Origin of the sequence: Streptomyces crystallinus (assembly GCF_039521265.1) — a bacterium.
GTDB lineage: Bacteria > Actinomycetota > Actinomycetes > Streptomycetales > Streptomycetaceae > Streptomyces > Streptomyces crystallinus.
The window spans coordinates 231,206-244,135 of record NZ_BAAACA010000014.1; the positions used below are offsets into that span (position 1 = coordinate 231,206).

The window sequence follows — 12,930 nt, forward strand, 5'->3', positions numbered from 1 at the left end:
AGGCGGTAACGTTCCCTGTGTCGGACAACGGGGACGGTCGGCACGCGGGACGGGGGAGCAGTGAGCGGGATTGTCATCCACTTACCGGAGCAGGGCGGCGGCGCCGCCGTGACCCTGCGGCTCGGCCCCGGCGAGCGCGTCCGCTTCGGCCGCGGCTCGGCCCGCACTCCGATCGAACTCCGCCTCGACGACGAGTCGGTCTCCCGCCTCGCCGGGGAGATCCGTGCCACGGACGACCACTGGCAGCTGAGCAACCTCAGCGCCACCCACGGCTACCTCGTGGAGAACCCGGAAGGCGCCGGGGAGTATCTGCGTGTCCCGCCGCGCCGGGTGGGCGCGCCCATCCCGTTCGAGTTCTCCCGGGTGGTGCTGCCCTCCCGCCGCGAAACCCCGCTCTCCTTCCAGGTGTTCGCGCCCGATCACGTCTATGTGGACCCGCAGGCACCCGGCGGCGGCTCCTGGGAGAGCCGCACCCTGACCGCGTACTCCCTGGACGAGACCGCCACGTACTTCCTGGTGCTCGTCGCGCTGTGCGAGCCGTGGCTGCGCGACCGTTCACCGGTCGCCGTGCCGACGACGCCGCAGGTCGTCGAGCGACTGAGCGGCCCCGGCGCCCACCCGGGACTCACGGCCCGCGCGGTCAGTTCGCACATCGACTACCTCGCCGACGAGAAGCTGCGCATCGCCGCCACGCCGGCCGCCGACGGCTCCGACCGCGCGGGCCGCCGCAACGGCAAGCGCGAGGCCGTGGTCGCTCTGGCCCTGAAGTTCGGGATCGTACGGGAGGAGCACCTCGCTCTGTTACCGCCGCGCGCCGAGCCGGCCGAGCGCGGACGGTAGGACGCGATGATGGTGCAGCGGGGGGCGCGTCGGGTGGACAGCGGCGAGCCGGAACTCCTGCCCGCGGGCCACCGGATCGGCTCCTGGGTCGTGGGCGAGCCGATCGGCGCGGGCGGCTGGGCCACCGTCTACGCCGCACGACCGGCAGAGCGGTCCGAGGACGGCGACGGCTCCTCCGGTGACTTACCGGTCCGGCCGGACGAGAGCGAACCGCACGAGACCGCAAGGGACGAGAGCGACGCGTACGAGGTCGCCCTCAAGGTCATGCCGACCGCCGGACTCGCGCCCCGCCAGGCCCGCGGCGTCGCCGAGGCCGCCCGCCGTGAGCTCGAACTCGGCCGGGAGGCGGGCCACCCGAGGCTCGTCCGGCTCCTCGACTCCCTGGTGCTCAGTGCCCCGGACCGGCCCTTGCTGGACGGCGCGATCGTCCTCGTGATGGAGCGCGCCCGGTGCAGCCTGCGCGAGCTGCTCGCCGACCCCGTGACCGAGGCCGAGGGCGCCCGCGTCGTCACCGGCATCTGTGAGGGCCTGGACCACATGCACCGCAGCGGCTGGGTGCACGCCGACCTCAAGCCGGAGAACATCCTCATCGGCCGGGACGGCGAGGTACGCCTGTCGGACTTCGGCTTCGCCATCGAGCTGACCGGCACCCACGGCTGGACGGCCCCCATGGGCACCCTCGACTACCTCCCGCCCGAGCGGTGGCGCGAGCCGCTCGGGGAGCACGGCGTCCAGATGCGGCCCAGCGCCGACATCTGGGCACTCGGCATCCTCATCCACGAGGTGTTCGCCCACGGCGCGCACCCCTTCCCCGGCGCCACACCGACCGCACGGGGCGCGGCCGTACAGGAGTACGCCGAGGGCCGCGCGGCATTACGCATGGACCCTGCCGTCCCGGAGTTCTGGCGGGCCCTCGTCGCCGACTGCCTCGCCCCCACCCACGCGGCCCGCGCCCCGCACACGGCCGGGAGTCTCCTCGCACGGATCCGCACCCACACCGCCGAAGGAGACACCGCGCCTGCCCGCCCCCGCCGATCGCGCGTGCGGCGCCGGCTGGGGCGTGCCGCCCTGCTCCTCGTCAGCGGGTGCGCGGCGGGGGCCGCCGCGCTCTGGGCGTATGCGGGAGGCGACGACGGCGACCGCGAGCCCGCCCGGATCAGGGTGTTCAACGCCGAGCGGGGCTGCCAGGACCGCGCGGACCGCGAGCCGCAGTGCAGCCTCGGCCTCGCGATCGACCCGAAACGGCCCTACACCGCCGACAACGTGGTGGCCACGCGGGTGTGGCACGGCGACGTCCTGGACGCGGAGTGCCAGCTCCCGCAGGGGCAGCCCATCATCGACGAGGAGGATCTGCGCTCCACCGTCTGGTTCCGGGTGCGTCTGCCGGGCGAGCGGGCCGCCACACCCCAGGCCCCCACACCTCAGGTCGCTACACCCCAGGTCGCCACGCCCCGGTCCGGCACGGCCTGGCTGCCGGCCGTCCGTACCAAGGACCGCCCGTCCCTTCCGCACTGCCCCGCACCCGCACGGTGAGAACCGCGACGGCCGGGGAAGGAGCGCGGTGGGGCGTCAGCACCGTGCGACGCCGCTGTCCGTGAGTGAAAGGCGACTGCTTCCGATGGCCGACGACGCCTACCTGTTCCTCCTGCCCGAACGGCACCCCCGGCTGGGTGCGGCACTGGCCGCCGTCGGAGCACTTGAGTGCACGCAGACACCGGCCGTCCACGGCTGGCTCCAGGCCCATGACGTCTCCGCCTCCTCCGAACACGTACGGATCCTGCCCGCCGGGGCGGAGCGGTTCATCCCGGACGGAGTCGAACGCCTGCCCGTGCCGCTCAGCGAGGAGGAGACCGTACGGGTCGAGCAGGAGTGCGCGCCCCAGTCCGTCACGGACATGGAGACCGAGCTGCTGGAGTTCCGTGAGACCACCGAGGACTGGCAGGCGCTCGTGCACCGGGCCCTGACCGCGGGCGTACCGGCCGCGCGCATCGCGCAGCTGACCGGCCTCGACCCGCAGGACATCGCACAGCTGGCGGTGTGACGGCGGCACATCAGGTGTGCAGTGTGGGCCGGTAGACGAGCTCCTGAATGTGTCCGTCCAGGGTCCGGGTCTCGATCAGCTCGAGGTCGAAGTCGGCCGCGCCCTGGAAGACCGGGTCCGCTCCGGTCTCCCCGGTGATCACCGGGAAGAGCGTCACCTGGACCCGGTCGACCAGACCGGCGGCCATCAGCGCCCGGTTCATCGACAGGCTGCCGTGCGAGCGCAACGGCACGTCGGACTCCTCCTTGAGGCGGGCGACGACGTCGACGGCGTCACCGCGCACGATGTTCGCGTCGGGCCAGTCGAGGGGCTCCTCCAGGGTGGTCGACACGACCGTCGCCGGCAGGCTCCGCATCCGCGTGACCCAGGGGTCACGTACGTCGGACTCCTCCGTGCTCGACGCCAGCATCCGCGCGAACATCCGGTAGGTGTTCGCCCCGAGGACCATCCGCTGCTCCTCGCCGTACAGGGCGAGGCGGTGGTCGAGCAGCTCGGGCCCCTGCTTGCCCCAGTAGCCGGTCCAGTTGCCGCCGGCTCCGCCGAAGCCGTCGAGGCTGCAGAAGACGTCGAAGGTGTAGGTGGCCGTCATGATGATCTCCTTCAGGGGGGGTGCGACGGGTCGCGGTCTTTGCTGAGGGAGACTGGACCTCGCGGAGAAACTCATCGCTCCGGACACGCCGGTCATGTTCCTGGACTCCCCGGTCGAGCCGACAGTGAGCTCTCCCGGTCCTCTCGCGCCGCCAGAGGACCGGTCCAGAGGGGGGGTACGAGGAGAGGGTGAGCGGTGGACTTGCGGGGGTGGCACCCGTCACCATGCATGACAGATACACCTATCCCCGTACGCCCACCCCCAGGAGACGCACCCCGTGACCACCGGCATCGTCGCGCGTGAGAGCTACTACGAACGGACGGGCGAGCACGCCTACAAACCCACGGCTCACGCCGGTGGTGCCTGGCAGACCGACGAGCAGCACTTCAGCCCGCTCGCCGGGCTCGTTGTCCACGCGATCGACGGACACCTCGCACAGCGGCCCGAGCGGCTGACGCTCGCGAGGATCAGTTACGACATCCTGGGCCGCCTCGCCCTCGACGAGTGCGAGATAACCGTGGAAGTCGTCCGTCCCGGCCGGACCATCGAACTCCTCGAAGCGACCGTCGTCATCGCCGGCCGCCCGGTCGTCCGCGCCCGCGCCTGGCTGCTGGCCTCCCAGGACACCTCGTCCGTTGCCGACAGCCCCGACGAGCGGCTCCCGGCCCCCGACCAGCTGGCCCCCTGGGCGATGGGTGAGGAATGGAACGGGGGCTACGTCTCGTCCATCGAGGTCCGCCGGACGCCTCCGTCCCGCAAGGGCCGCGCGGCCGCCTGGCTGTCCTCGCGCGTCGACCTGGTCGCGGGCGAGCCGAGCAGCGCCCTCGCCTCGTACATCTCACTGGTCGACACCGCCAACGGCATCGCCGTACAGCAGGACCCGACCGCGTGGATGTTCCCCAACCTCGACCTGACGATCCATCTGCACCGGCAGCCGCGCGGCCCGTGGACGGGCCTGGACACCACGGCGACCTTCGGTCCGACGGGACAGGGGCTCACCAGCAGCGTCCTGCACGACATCGACGGGCCGGTCGGCCACGCGGAACAGATCCTCACCGTCCGCCCGCTGTAGGGGGCGTTCCACACCGCGACGGGCGACGTCCGCCCTCGGCGCCCCGCCGACAGCGCCGCCCCGTCGCGGTGGGCGGCCCTGCCCTCACGACACCGACCGCCCCACCTCCCCCGGCCCCGTGGCGAATCCCGCGACGTTACGGACGAGCCTACGCGGCCGGGAAGTTCGCCTGCCGACAGCTGTGGGGGCACCTGACTACCCTTCAGGCGGCATACGCCAGGCTCAGAGTGGCGATGATCGGCGCGAGGTACAGGATGGGGAACGCGACGGTCTTGTACGAGCGTGCCCGCAGCACCGTGACGACCGCGCCCAGGAAGTACAGCACCAGGGCGACCCCGGCCGCGACTCCGATCGCGGGAACAGCCAGCCCGACCAGCAGGCCGAGCGCCCCGGCCGCCTTGGCCAGGCCCAACAGGGTCCACAGGGAACGCGGGACGCCGTACTCGACGAGCGGCTGGGTGACGAACTCCGCCCGGCGCAGCAGCGAGAACCCGGAGAAGCCGACCCAGGCGGCGGTGAGAACGGCGACGATGACGTAGGCCAGGGACATGGCGGGCTCCTATGCGGGTTGTTTCAGCGGTGTGGTTCACCGCTGTTGTCTCAGCGGACGGTCGGTCTGGAGTGAAGGGACCCGCATCGCTGCGCGCCCTCACATCTCGCTGAACCGCGCGGGCTCCGATGTGTGACACCACCGGCGAAGAAATCTCAAAAAACTTCGGACGGGGGGCTGAGGGGAGACAACCGGCCGTGCGCCAGACGGGCCAGCCCGGGGCTGACCGGCCGGTCCGGGTGGCGGATTGGCCGGTCCGGGTGGCGGATTGGAGCGCCGGGTGGTGGATCGGCCGGTCCGGGTGGCGGATTGGCCGGTCCGGGTGGCGGATTGCAGCGCCCGGGGCGTCGGTCGCGCAAGGTGAGGGCGCCCGGCGCGCGCCCCCGGCTTGCGGCCGCCGTAAGGTTGCCCTCATGTGCTGGAGCGCGACGGCCGATCTCATCGCGGGCGCGGGAATCGCGGCCGTGGGACTCGCCTCGGTGACCTTGGCGGTCCGGCGCCCCCGTGACCTGCCACTGGCCGCACTGCCCCTTCTCCTCGGCAGCCACCAGATCATCGAGGCCGCCGTCTGGCACCACGACGGCGGCACCGGACCCGCCACGGTCGCCTGGGCCGTCATCGCGCTCCCGCTGCTGGCGCTGTGGGCACCGGCCGCCGTGCTGTGCGCCGCACCCCGCACCGCACGACGCCGCCTGCTCGTCCCCCTGGCGGCAGGAGTCGCGACAGCCACGGCGCTCACCTACGCGCTGGCGACCAGAACCGTCACCGCCGAGATCCGCGGCCACACCGTCGGATACTCCCTCGGCCTGCCGCACACAGAACTGATCGTCGCCGGTTACCTCCTCGCCACCATCGGCTCCCTGCTCCTGTCCGGCGACCGGGGTCTGATCCTGCTCGGCGTCCTGGTCGCCATCGGCGCCGCCGTGTCGGCAGCGCTCTGGCGGCAGGAGTACATCTCGACGTGGTGCGCGTCCGCCGCGGTGTGTTCGCTGGTCGTGCTGTTCTGGGTCAGAGGCCGTCGACCCCCGGACGCGGCCACCCGGTCGTAGAAGCCCCATCTACCTCGTTCGGGTGACCGGCACCGCGTCATGGGCTGTGGGGTCATCCCTGCCGGGATCCTGTGAACAGGATCCCGGACCAGCCCGAAGGGGAACAGAGATGAAGGCATTCAGGCACCTGGCGCGGGTGGCCGCGGCCGCCGTGGTCACACTCGCGCTGGCCACCGGCGGGTCGGTCGACGTCCAGGCAGCCAACGGAGCCTTGCATTACGTCAATGTCAACGGAGACGATTTCACCACCCAGAACCCCGCGAGCGGTGAGTGCTTCCTGCTGGTCAGCGGAGCGGTGCACATCGACAACGGCACCGGCTCCGTGGCCATCGTGTACTCGGACCACGGATGTGAAGACGTCCTTGGCTCGCCGCTGGCACCGCACTCCTCTCGCGGCTTCGGCCAACCCGTGCCTCACAGCGTGAAGTTCGCCTGATCACAACTGATCACACCTGATCACAGCGGTCTCCCCGGAAGGCTGCCGTACACCGCACGCCATGAGCACCCGCCGGCCACCCCACTCGGTGGCAGGCAATGCTCGTCCCCCGTCGCGCAATCCCAAACTTTGGGGATTGGTGGGGCGGAGGGGGGCTGCGAGCCTGGGCGGCGACCCTAGGAGGGAACGCATGAGAATACGTCGCCAAGAAGCAAACGCCCCACGTACCACCCGCAGCCGTGCCCGGCGTCTGACCAGATGGCTCGCCGTCGGCGTGGTGCCGGCGGCCGTCCTGGCACTGTCGACTCCCGCGCACGCCGGAGTGCTCGTGTTCTCGAACGGATTCGAGGGCAGCCAGCTCGACAAGTGGGACCACCTCACCGGGGACGACGCCCGCGCGGGTTTCGAGGTCAACACCGCGACCGCCCACTGGGGCCAGAACAACGGTTGGCTCTACGCACGTCAGGGGTGGGCCCGCGAGGGGACCTGGGCCGCGCTCAACGGCATTTCGTGGAACTCCACCTGCGCGGCCCGTATCTACGTCTGGCCGCAGAACGGTGTGCAGTTCGCACTCAGGGTGTGGGACGCGAACGGCAACAAGCTGGGCGAGACCGTGCCCTGGCTCAACGCCAACTCCGCGTACCAGGCCGTCGACACCCCGGCGTGGTCACCGCGTGGCAACACCAACGTCTTCGTCGAGGCCGTGATCAGCTCGTACGACGGGACATCGAGGACCGTGCGTATCGACGACCTCGCGGTGCAGTGCACGACCGACTCGTAGAACTCCCGGGGGCTCCCCCCCCCGCCCGCCCCTCGAAGATGGACAGGTGTCCATGTATTCTGGACATCTGTCCATGAAACTTGAGGGAGCCCTGCGCGTATGGAGACGACCGCGAACGTGCTGGTCGGCCTGGTGGCCGCACTGCACGCGTACATCCTGGTCCTGGAGATGTTCCTGTGGGAGAAGAAGCCGGGCCGCGAGCTCTCCGGCTTTGACGCGGCCATGGCCCGTGCAACCGCCCCGCTCGCCGCGAACCAGGGCCTCTACAACGGCTTCCTGGCGGCCGGCCTCGTCTGGGGTCTGATCGCCACAGACCCGACCGGGTTCCGGGTCCAGGTCTTCTTCCTCTCCTGTGTGCTCGTCGCGGGGGTGTACGGGGGTCTCACCGCCAACCGGCGCATCCTGGTCGCCCAGGCGCTGCCCGGCGCGCTGGCGCTCGGCGCCGTCCTCCTCGCGCGATGACCGCCGTGCACGAGGATCCCCGTGCGGCACGGACCCGGACCAAGCTGCGTGATGCGCTTCTCGAGGAGTGTGCGAGCCGCCCCCTGGCCGAGGTCAGCGTCGCCGCGCTGGTACGCAGGGCACGGGTCGGCCGCGCCACTTTCTACCTGCACTACGCCGACCTGGAGGCCCTCGCCGTCGACGCCTGCGCCGACATCGTCCGCGAAGCGGTGGACGCCCTGCACGCCTGGCGCGGCACGCCCGACCCCCGCACCCCGCCACCCGCGCTGATCACCTTCTTCGACCGCCTGTCTCCGCACGCCGCTCTCTACCGGGAACTGCTGCGCCCGGGCGGCGGCGGACCGCTCGGCCGCGTCCTCCACGAGGACCTGCGCGCCCGCAGCCGTACGGAACGCGCCCTCGCCGGCGCTCCCGAACCGGACCTGGTCGCCTCGGCCGTGGCCGGGACCTTCGCCGGGGTGCTCGCCGACTGGCTGCACGGCCTCATCGAGGCCACTGCTGCCGAGATCGCCACCCGGGTCTGGCGGCTGCTCGTCAACCTGCACCGCACCCCCCTGCATTGACGCTGTCGCGCATGGGCGTCGAGCTGAAGGCCGCCCGTTCCCAGACACCCCAACGGCCGAGCGCATCCGGCGCGACGGGGACTGCCTGAGCACTCCCACGCGCTCTGGAGTCACCCCCCTCCGCCGTACCGGGCCGCGAAACAATCACCCGACGTGAACCCTGCCCCCATCCCCCGCCGCACCGGCCTGCTCGCGCTCGCCGCGCTCGCCGTCACGCCATCGGCCGTCGCGGCACCACTCGGCCCCCTTCCGCGCCCCACCACCCCATGGCCCAAAGAATCGCTCCGACGCATCCCCACGCGCCGGCGCGTCGTCGCGCTGACCTTCAACGCGGCCTGGAACGAGGCCGGCCTCGACACCGTCCTGTCCGTGCTGAGCCACCACGGCCTGCCGGCCACGTTCTTCGTCACCGGACAGTTCGCCGAACGGCACACCTGCGCGATGCGGACCATCGCCGCGGCGGGCCACGGCATCGGGAACCACTCCTACAGCCACCCCGACTACCGGCACATCACGCGCGCACAGGGGCAGTCGGACATGGACCGCGCCGACAGAGCCATCCGGAAGGCCATCGACGCGCCCCCGGCGCCCTTCTTCCGCTTCCCGTACAGCGAGCCCACCGCCAACGGCATCGTCGACGCGAACGCACGCGGCTGGACCAACGTCGAGTTCACCACCGACACCCGTGGCTATGTCGGCCGGACCGGCGGCATGACCGTCGCCCTGGCCGCCGCCCGCGCCGCCGAGACCCTCGCACCCGGCCAGATCCTCCAGATGCACGTCGGCACGCCGGACGAGCAGCGGCCGGAGCCCGTCCTCGACGCCCTGGCCCTGCCTCGGATCATCCGGCACCTCCACGCCAACGACTACCGCGTCGGCGACCTCCGCACCCTGCTCGCGCGCCGCCCGGTGACGTAACACCGAGGCGTCCACGAACAGCGGCGGGTCTCAGAAGTGCGTACCGCCGTCGACGCGCACCTCGGTGCCGGTGATGAACCGGCCGTCGTCCGAGGCCAGCATCGCGACCACCGAGGCGACCGTCTCCGGGCCCGCGAAGCCCTGGCCGATGGCCGGAGCCAGCTTCAGGAACAGCGACATGTCGGCGTCCTCGGGCAGGCCGGGGCCGACGCTCGCCTTCGAGGCGCCGGAGCCGTCGGTCATACCGGAGGAGATGGAGCCGGGCTGTACGGCGGTGAACCGGATGCCCTGCTTGGCGTACTCGGCGGCGAGCGCGTGGGTCATCGACTGGATGCCGCCCTTGCTGGCCGCGTACGCCGCCATGTACGGATGGGCGAACGCGGCCGAGGTGGAGCTGAAGTTGACCACGGCCGGGGAGTCGCCGTTCAGCAGCGCCGGGATCGCCTCACGGATCATCAGGAAGGTACCGGTCAGGTTGACGGCGACGATCTTGTTGAAGTCGGCGAGGGTCGTCTCGTGGGTGTGCGAGGAGCGCAGGATGCCCGCCGCGTTGACCAGCACGTCCAGCCCGCCCAGCGCCTCTACGGCGGCGGTGACCCCGGCGCGGACCGACGCCTCGTCCGCGATGTCCACGACGACCGTCGTCAGACGCCCGGCAGCGGCGCCCGCCTTGGCCCGGGTGTCCTCGAGGCCGGCCTCGCTGACGTCGGCGGCGACGACCAGGCCGCCCTCGGCGAGCAGCCGCAGCACGGTGGCCTGGCCGATGCCGGAACCGCCTCCGGTGATCAGCGCGCGGCGGCCCTCGTAACGGTTGATGACGGTCATGGCACTCCTGCTTTCAAAGGTTCCGGGGCCCGCGTGATGTCGTCGGCGCCCCCTCTGCGGCGTCCACCGTACGCCTTAGTGGCACGTTTTGCCATGTTTGCATTTCATGCCTCACGTGGTGCGACTGACGTACGCTGCTGACGTGACCCAGCTCTCCCTGACCGAGCGCCGCAAGGCCGCGACCCAGCTCGACATCGCCCGCGCCGCCGCCGCGCTCTTCGCCGAGCACGGCCCCGACTCCACCACCGCCGAGGCCATCGCGGGCCGGGCCGGGGTGGCGCTGCGGACCTTCTACCGCTACTTCCGCTCCAAGCAGGACGCCGTCGGCCCGCTGCTCTCCGGCGGCGCCGAGCGCTGGCGCGCGCTGCTGGAAGCCGCCGAGCCGGGCGCGCTGCCCGCGACCCTGGAGCGGGCCGTCGCCGAGGCCCTGTCAGTGCCGGACGAGCATGCCGCCGAGCAGCTGGGCTGGACGCGCGGGCTGCTGCGGGCCGCCGAGAGCGACCCGGCGCTCCGGGCAGTCTGGTACCGGGTGAACCAGGAGTCCGAAGAGAAGCTGCTGCCCGTGCTCACCCGGCTGGCCGGGGCGGGCGCCGACCCGTTGGAGGTACGGCTGGCGGCGGCCGCGGCCACCGACGCCATCCGGATCGCCCTGGAGGCGTGGGCCGCCACCGACGCGCCCACCACGGGCGCGGGCTCCCCCGCCGAGCTCGCCGTCCGCTGCCTGCGGGAACTCACGGGCGGGATCAGCCTGTTGGCCCGCTGACGGGCACGGGTACCGACCGTGCCCGTACGTCGTCAGTTGTCCGTCGTCAGCGCATCAGCTGTCGGGACAGAAACGTCCGTACGACGTCGGCGAACCGGTCGGGGGCGTCGTGGTGCACGACGTGCCCGGCCGGAAGCACGGCCAACTGCGCCTGACCAGCCCGGCGGTCGGCCATCTCCTGGGCGTGTTCCTGCGCCAGGACGACGCAGCCGGCTGCCATCAGCGGCCGCACGGTCACCCCACTGGAGGGAGACAGCGGAGTAGGGGTCGCCCGGAGGAGACGGGCGCGAAGGCGTGTCAGCGGGCGCGGCGGATACGGATCGGGCCGCGGGCCTGGCCCGGGTCGACGGGGTGGCCACCCTGGGTGATCTCCACCTGGCCGGCCGCCACCAGCCGCCGGGCCGCGCGTCGGGCCGGTTCCATCAGCGCGCGCCAGCCGTCGTCGTCTCCGTCGTACACCGCCCGGGCGGCGTCGGAGGGGCAGATCGTCGCGGTCGCGGCACGACGCTCCAGGAGTTCCAGGACGGCGCGCTCCAGGCGCCTGTCCATCTGGCGATCACCGTGGGTCACTCCTCCAGTGTCGCAGGAACAGCGGCGACACGAAGGTCGCCGGGCTGAAAGTCATCGACACCCCCGGGGCATCTTGCCCCCCAGAGATTGCCCAGGTTCCCACCGCCGGTCGAGCGCGGCGGTGGGAACCTGGGTGGGTGACCACATTCGTGTTGATCCACGGCGCCGGCGACGTCGGCTGGTACTGGCACTTGGTCGAGGCGGAGCTTCGGGCACGCGGGCACGGCGTGGTGGCGCCGGACCTCCCCGCAGGCGACGACACGCTGACGCTCGACGACTACGCGGACGCCGTCCTCGCGGCCGTCGGCGGCCACCGCGATCTCGTGGTCGTGGGCCATTCGTTCGGCGCGTTCACCGCGCCCCTGATCGCCGCCCGCCGTCCGGTCGCCTCGCTGGTCCTGGTCGCCGGAATGGTCCCCGCTCCTGGTGAGTCGCCGGAGCAGTGGTGGGCCAACACCGGCTACACCCAGGCCGTACGCCACCAGGCCGCCCAGGACGGCGGCCTGACCGGCAACGACGACCCATACATCGGGTTCTACAACGGCGTGCCGCGCGTACTGGCGCAGGAGGCGCTCAGCAAGGAACGGCCCCACCCCTCACCCGCCGCGTGGGCCCAGCCGTGGCCCCTCGACGCCTGGCCGCCGGTGCCGACGAGATTCGTGGTGTGCGCCCAGGACCGCTTCTTTCCTCCCGCCTTCCAGCGCCGTCTCGCACGGGAGCGGCTGGCTGTCACCCCCGAGGAGATCACCGCAGGTCACTGCGTTGCGCTCAGCCGCCCGGTCGAGCTGGCGGACATCCTCGGGGGTGCGGGCACGAGCTGACCCCACCCCTCGTCACCCACCGTGTCGACATGTTCACGGACAGAAGAGGTTTACTTGAAGTCTCACATTGTTTTATCGTCGCTAGCGAGGCCGCCTCCTCGGCCTCGTCGCCCCCAGGGAGATCCCCATGCCTGTACGCCGCCTCAACCACGCGGTGCTCTACGTACGCGACGTCGCGCGAGCCGTCGAGTTCTACACCGACGTCTTCGGCTTCCGGCTCGACGTCGACATCCCGGGACGCGCCGCGTTCCTCAGCGCCGAGGGCACACTGAACGACCACGACCTCGGCCTGTTCTCCGTCGGCCCGGACGCCCCCGGACCGGAGCAGGGCCGCGTCGGCCTCTACCACCTGGCCTGGGAGGTGGGAACGCTCGGCGAGCTCGTCGAGATCGCCGAGAAGATCAACAAGCGTGGCGCCATGGTCGGGTCCACCAACCACCAGGTGTCGAAGTCGCTCTACGCCAAGGACCCCGACGGCAACGAGTTCGAGATCATGTGGCGCGTACCGCGCGAGGACTGGCCCTCGGCCACCGAGACGGGCCGGCCCAGCGCACTCGACCTCGAAGAGTCCCTCCGGCGCTGGGGCCCCGACCTCAAGACGGGCGCGGCGGCCGGCTCCGCCACCTGACGGCCGACGGGCACCTCGTCCA

18 protein-coding genes are annotated in these 12,930 nt (G+C 71.8%); 13 read left to right on the plus strand and 5 right to left on the minus strand.

The genetic code is table 11. The annotated features are described in order from the left end of the window. The first annotated feature begins 60 nt into the window (after positions 1–60). From ABD236_RS11605 to ABD236_RS11615, 3 genes are all read left to right on the plus strand, one after another. Positions 61–840 carry an FHA domain-containing protein gene (locus tag ABD236_RS11605; protein ID WP_344073243.1) on the plus strand — a complete coding sequence of 260 codons (780 nt, stop codon included), beginning with the start codon at positions 61–63 and terminating at the stop codon, positions 838–840. A gap of 6 nt (positions 841–846) precedes the next feature. Further along, positions 847–2,373 carry a serine/threonine-protein kinase gene (locus tag ABD236_RS11610; protein WP_344073245.1) on the plus strand — a complete coding sequence of 509 codons (1,527 nt, stop codon included), beginning with the start codon at positions 847–849 and terminating at the stop codon, positions 2,371–2,373. A gap of 85 nt (positions 2,374–2,458) precedes the next feature. Beyond that, entirely contained in the window at positions 2,459–2,881 is a 423-nt protein-coding gene (locus ABD236_RS11615; RefSeq protein ID WP_344073247.1) for a DUF6003 family protein, read from the plus strand. Positions 2,882–2,891: 10 nt separating this feature from the next. Here the strand turns inward: ABD236_RS11615 and ABD236_RS11620 are convergent, their stop codons facing one another. Then, positions 2,892–3,470 (minus strand): dihydrofolate reductase family protein, encoded by a 579-nt coding sequence (locus tag ABD236_RS11620; RefSeq protein ID WP_344073249.1) that lies wholly within the window; start codon positions 3,468–3,470, stop codon positions 2,892–2,894. Positions 3,471–3,747: 277 nt separating this feature from the next. On the opposite strand from ABD236_RS11620, the gene ABD236_RS11625 reads away from it, so the two are divergent. Then, positions 3,748–4,542 (plus strand): thioesterase family protein, encoded by a 795-nt coding sequence (locus ABD236_RS11625; RefSeq protein ID WP_344073251.1) that lies wholly within the window; start codon positions 3,748–3,750, stop codon positions 4,540–4,542. Between the two features lie 202 nt (positions 4,543–4,744). Here the strand turns inward: ABD236_RS11625 and ABD236_RS11630 are convergent, their stop codons facing one another. After that, complete coding sequence (locus ABD236_RS11630; RefSeq protein ID WP_344073253.1) at positions 4,745–5,092, minus strand: DoxX family protein; 348 nt, start codon at positions 5,090–5,092, stop codon at positions 4,745–4,747. A 413-nt stretch (positions 5,093–5,505) separates the two neighbouring features. Here ABD236_RS11630 and ABD236_RS11635 point away from each other — a divergent pair, with 413 nt between their 5' ends. The 6 genes from ABD236_RS11635 to ABD236_RS11660 all read left to right on the plus strand — a co-directional run bounded on the left by ABD236_RS11635 (position 5,506) and on the right by ABD236_RS11660 (position 9,301). Beyond that, entirely contained in the window at positions 5,506–6,141 is a 636-nt protein-coding gene (locus ABD236_RS11635) for a DUF6629 family protein (RefSeq protein ID WP_344073255.1), read from the plus strand. Between the two features lie 109 nt (positions 6,142–6,250). Then, positions 6,251–6,577, plus strand: coding sequence for a hypothetical protein (locus ABD236_RS11640; RefSeq protein WP_344073258.1), 327 nt, complete (start codon positions 6,251–6,253; stop codon positions 6,575–6,577). 190 nt (positions 6,578–6,767) lie between these two features. After that, positions 6,768–7,358, plus strand: a complete 591-nt coding sequence (locus ABD236_RS11645) for a hypothetical protein (RefSeq protein ID WP_344073260.1) — start codon at positions 6,768–6,770, stop codon at positions 7,356–7,358. Positions 7,359–7,457: 99 nt separating this feature from the next. Beyond that, positions 7,458–7,820, plus strand: a complete 363-nt coding sequence (locus ABD236_RS11650) for a DUF1304 domain-containing protein (RefSeq protein WP_344073262.1) — start codon at positions 7,458–7,460, stop codon at positions 7,818–7,820. Beyond that, positions 7,817–8,383 carry a TetR/AcrR family transcriptional regulator gene (locus ABD236_RS11655; RefSeq protein WP_344073266.1) on the plus strand — a complete coding sequence of 189 codons (567 nt, stop codon included), beginning with the start codon at positions 7,817–7,819 and terminating at the stop codon, positions 8,381–8,383. The genes ABD236_RS11650 and ABD236_RS11655 overlap by 4 nt, the downstream gene beginning before the upstream one ends. A 153-nt stretch (positions 8,384–8,536) precedes the next feature. Then, complete coding sequence (locus tag ABD236_RS11660) at positions 8,537–9,301, plus strand: polysaccharide deacetylase family protein (RefSeq protein WP_344073269.1); 765 nt, start codon at positions 8,537–8,539, stop codon at positions 9,299–9,301. A gap of 30 nt (positions 9,302–9,331) precedes the next feature. Here ABD236_RS11660 and ABD236_RS11665 read toward each other — a convergent pair whose 3' ends face one another. Next, positions 9,332–10,126 carry an SDR family NAD(P)-dependent oxidoreductase gene (locus tag ABD236_RS11665; RefSeq protein WP_344073271.1) on the minus strand — a complete coding sequence of 265 codons (795 nt, stop codon included), beginning with the start codon at positions 10,124–10,126 and terminating at the stop codon, positions 9,332–9,334. A gap of 106 nt (positions 10,127–10,232) precedes the next feature. On the opposite strand from ABD236_RS11665, the gene ABD236_RS11670 reads away from it, so the two are divergent. After that, entirely contained in the window at positions 10,233–10,889 is a 657-nt protein-coding gene (locus tag ABD236_RS11670; protein WP_344073274.1) for a TetR/AcrR family transcriptional regulator, read from the plus strand. Positions 10,890–10,935: 46 nt separating this feature from the next. Here the strand turns inward: ABD236_RS11670 and ABD236_RS11675 are convergent, their stop codons facing one another. Both ABD236_RS11675 and ABD236_RS11680 read right to left on the minus strand, forming a co-directional pair. Then, positions 10,936–11,109 (minus strand): alpha/beta fold hydrolase, encoded by a 174-nt coding sequence (locus ABD236_RS11675; protein ID WP_344073276.1) that lies wholly within the window; start codon positions 11,107–11,109, stop codon positions 10,936–10,938. Positions 11,110–11,186: 77 nt separating this feature from the next. Further along, positions 11,187–11,459 carry a DUF3253 domain-containing protein gene (locus tag ABD236_RS11680; protein WP_344073278.1) on the minus strand — a complete coding sequence of 91 codons (273 nt, stop codon included), beginning with the start codon at positions 11,457–11,459 and terminating at the stop codon, positions 11,187–11,189. A 137-nt stretch (positions 11,460–11,596) separates the two neighbouring features. On the opposite strand from ABD236_RS11680, the gene ABD236_RS11685 reads away from it, so the two are divergent. Then, positions 11,597–12,280 carry an alpha/beta fold hydrolase gene (locus ABD236_RS11685; protein ID WP_344073280.1) on the plus strand — a complete coding sequence of 228 codons (684 nt, stop codon included), beginning with the start codon at positions 11,597–11,599 and terminating at the stop codon, positions 12,278–12,280. Positions 12,281–12,407: 127 nt separating this feature from the next. Next, positions 12,408–12,908 carry a VOC family protein gene (locus ABD236_RS11690; RefSeq protein ID WP_344073283.1) on the plus strand — a complete coding sequence of 167 codons (501 nt, stop codon included), beginning with the start codon at positions 12,408–12,410 and terminating at the stop codon, positions 12,906–12,908. The last annotated feature ends 22 nt before the right edge of the window (positions 12,909–12,930 follow it).

Bases quoted from the DNA above. Each gene is read 5' to 3' on its own strand.
- ABD236_RS11610 (WP_344073245.1), top strand. From the start codon at position 847: ATGATGGTGCAGCGGGGGGCGCGTCGGGTGGACAGCGGCGAGCCGGAA.
- ABD236_RS11615 (WP_344073247.1), top strand. From the start codon at position 2,459: ATGGCCGACGACGCCTACCTGTTCCTCCTGCCCGAACGGCACCCCCGG.
- ABD236_RS11620 (WP_344073249.1), bottom strand. From the start codon at position 3,470: ATGACGGCCACCTACACCTTCGACGTCTTCTGCAGCCTCGACGGCTTC.
- ABD236_RS11630 (WP_344073253.1), bottom strand. From the start codon at position 5,092: ATGTCCCTGGCCTACGTCATCGTCGCCGTTCTCACCGCCGCCTGGGTC.
- ABD236_RS11635 (WP_344073255.1), top strand. From the start codon at position 5,506: ATGTGCTGGAGCGCGACGGCCGATCTCATCGCGGGCGCGGGAATCGCG.
- ABD236_RS11640 (WP_344073258.1), top strand. From the start codon at position 6,251: ATGAAGGCATTCAGGCACCTGGCGCGGGTGGCCGCGGCCGCCGTGGTC.
- ABD236_RS11645 (WP_344073260.1), top strand. From the start codon at position 6,768: ATGAGAATACGTCGCCAAGAAGCAAACGCCCCACGTACCACCCGCAGC.
- ABD236_RS11650 (WP_344073262.1), top strand. From the start codon at position 7,458: ATGGAGACGACCGCGAACGTGCTGGTCGGCCTGGTGGCCGCACTGCAC.
- ABD236_RS11655 (WP_344073266.1), top strand. From the start codon at position 7,817: ATGACCGCCGTGCACGAGGATCCCCGTGCGGCACGGACCCGGACCAAG.
- ABD236_RS11665 (WP_344073271.1), bottom strand. From the start codon at position 10,126: ATGACCGTCATCAACCGTTACGAGGGCCGCCGCGCGCTGATCACCGGA.
- ABD236_RS11670 (WP_344073274.1), top strand. From the start codon at position 10,233: ATGCCTCACGTGGTGCGACTGACGTACGCTGCTGACGTGACCCAGCTC.
- ABD236_RS11675 (WP_344073276.1), bottom strand. From the start codon at position 11,109: ATGGCAGCCGGCTGCGTCGTCCTGGCGCAGGAACACGCCCAGGAGATG.
- ABD236_RS11690 (WP_344073283.1), top strand. From the start codon at position 12,408: ATGCCTGTACGCCGCCTCAACCACGCGGTGCTCTACGTACGCGACGTC.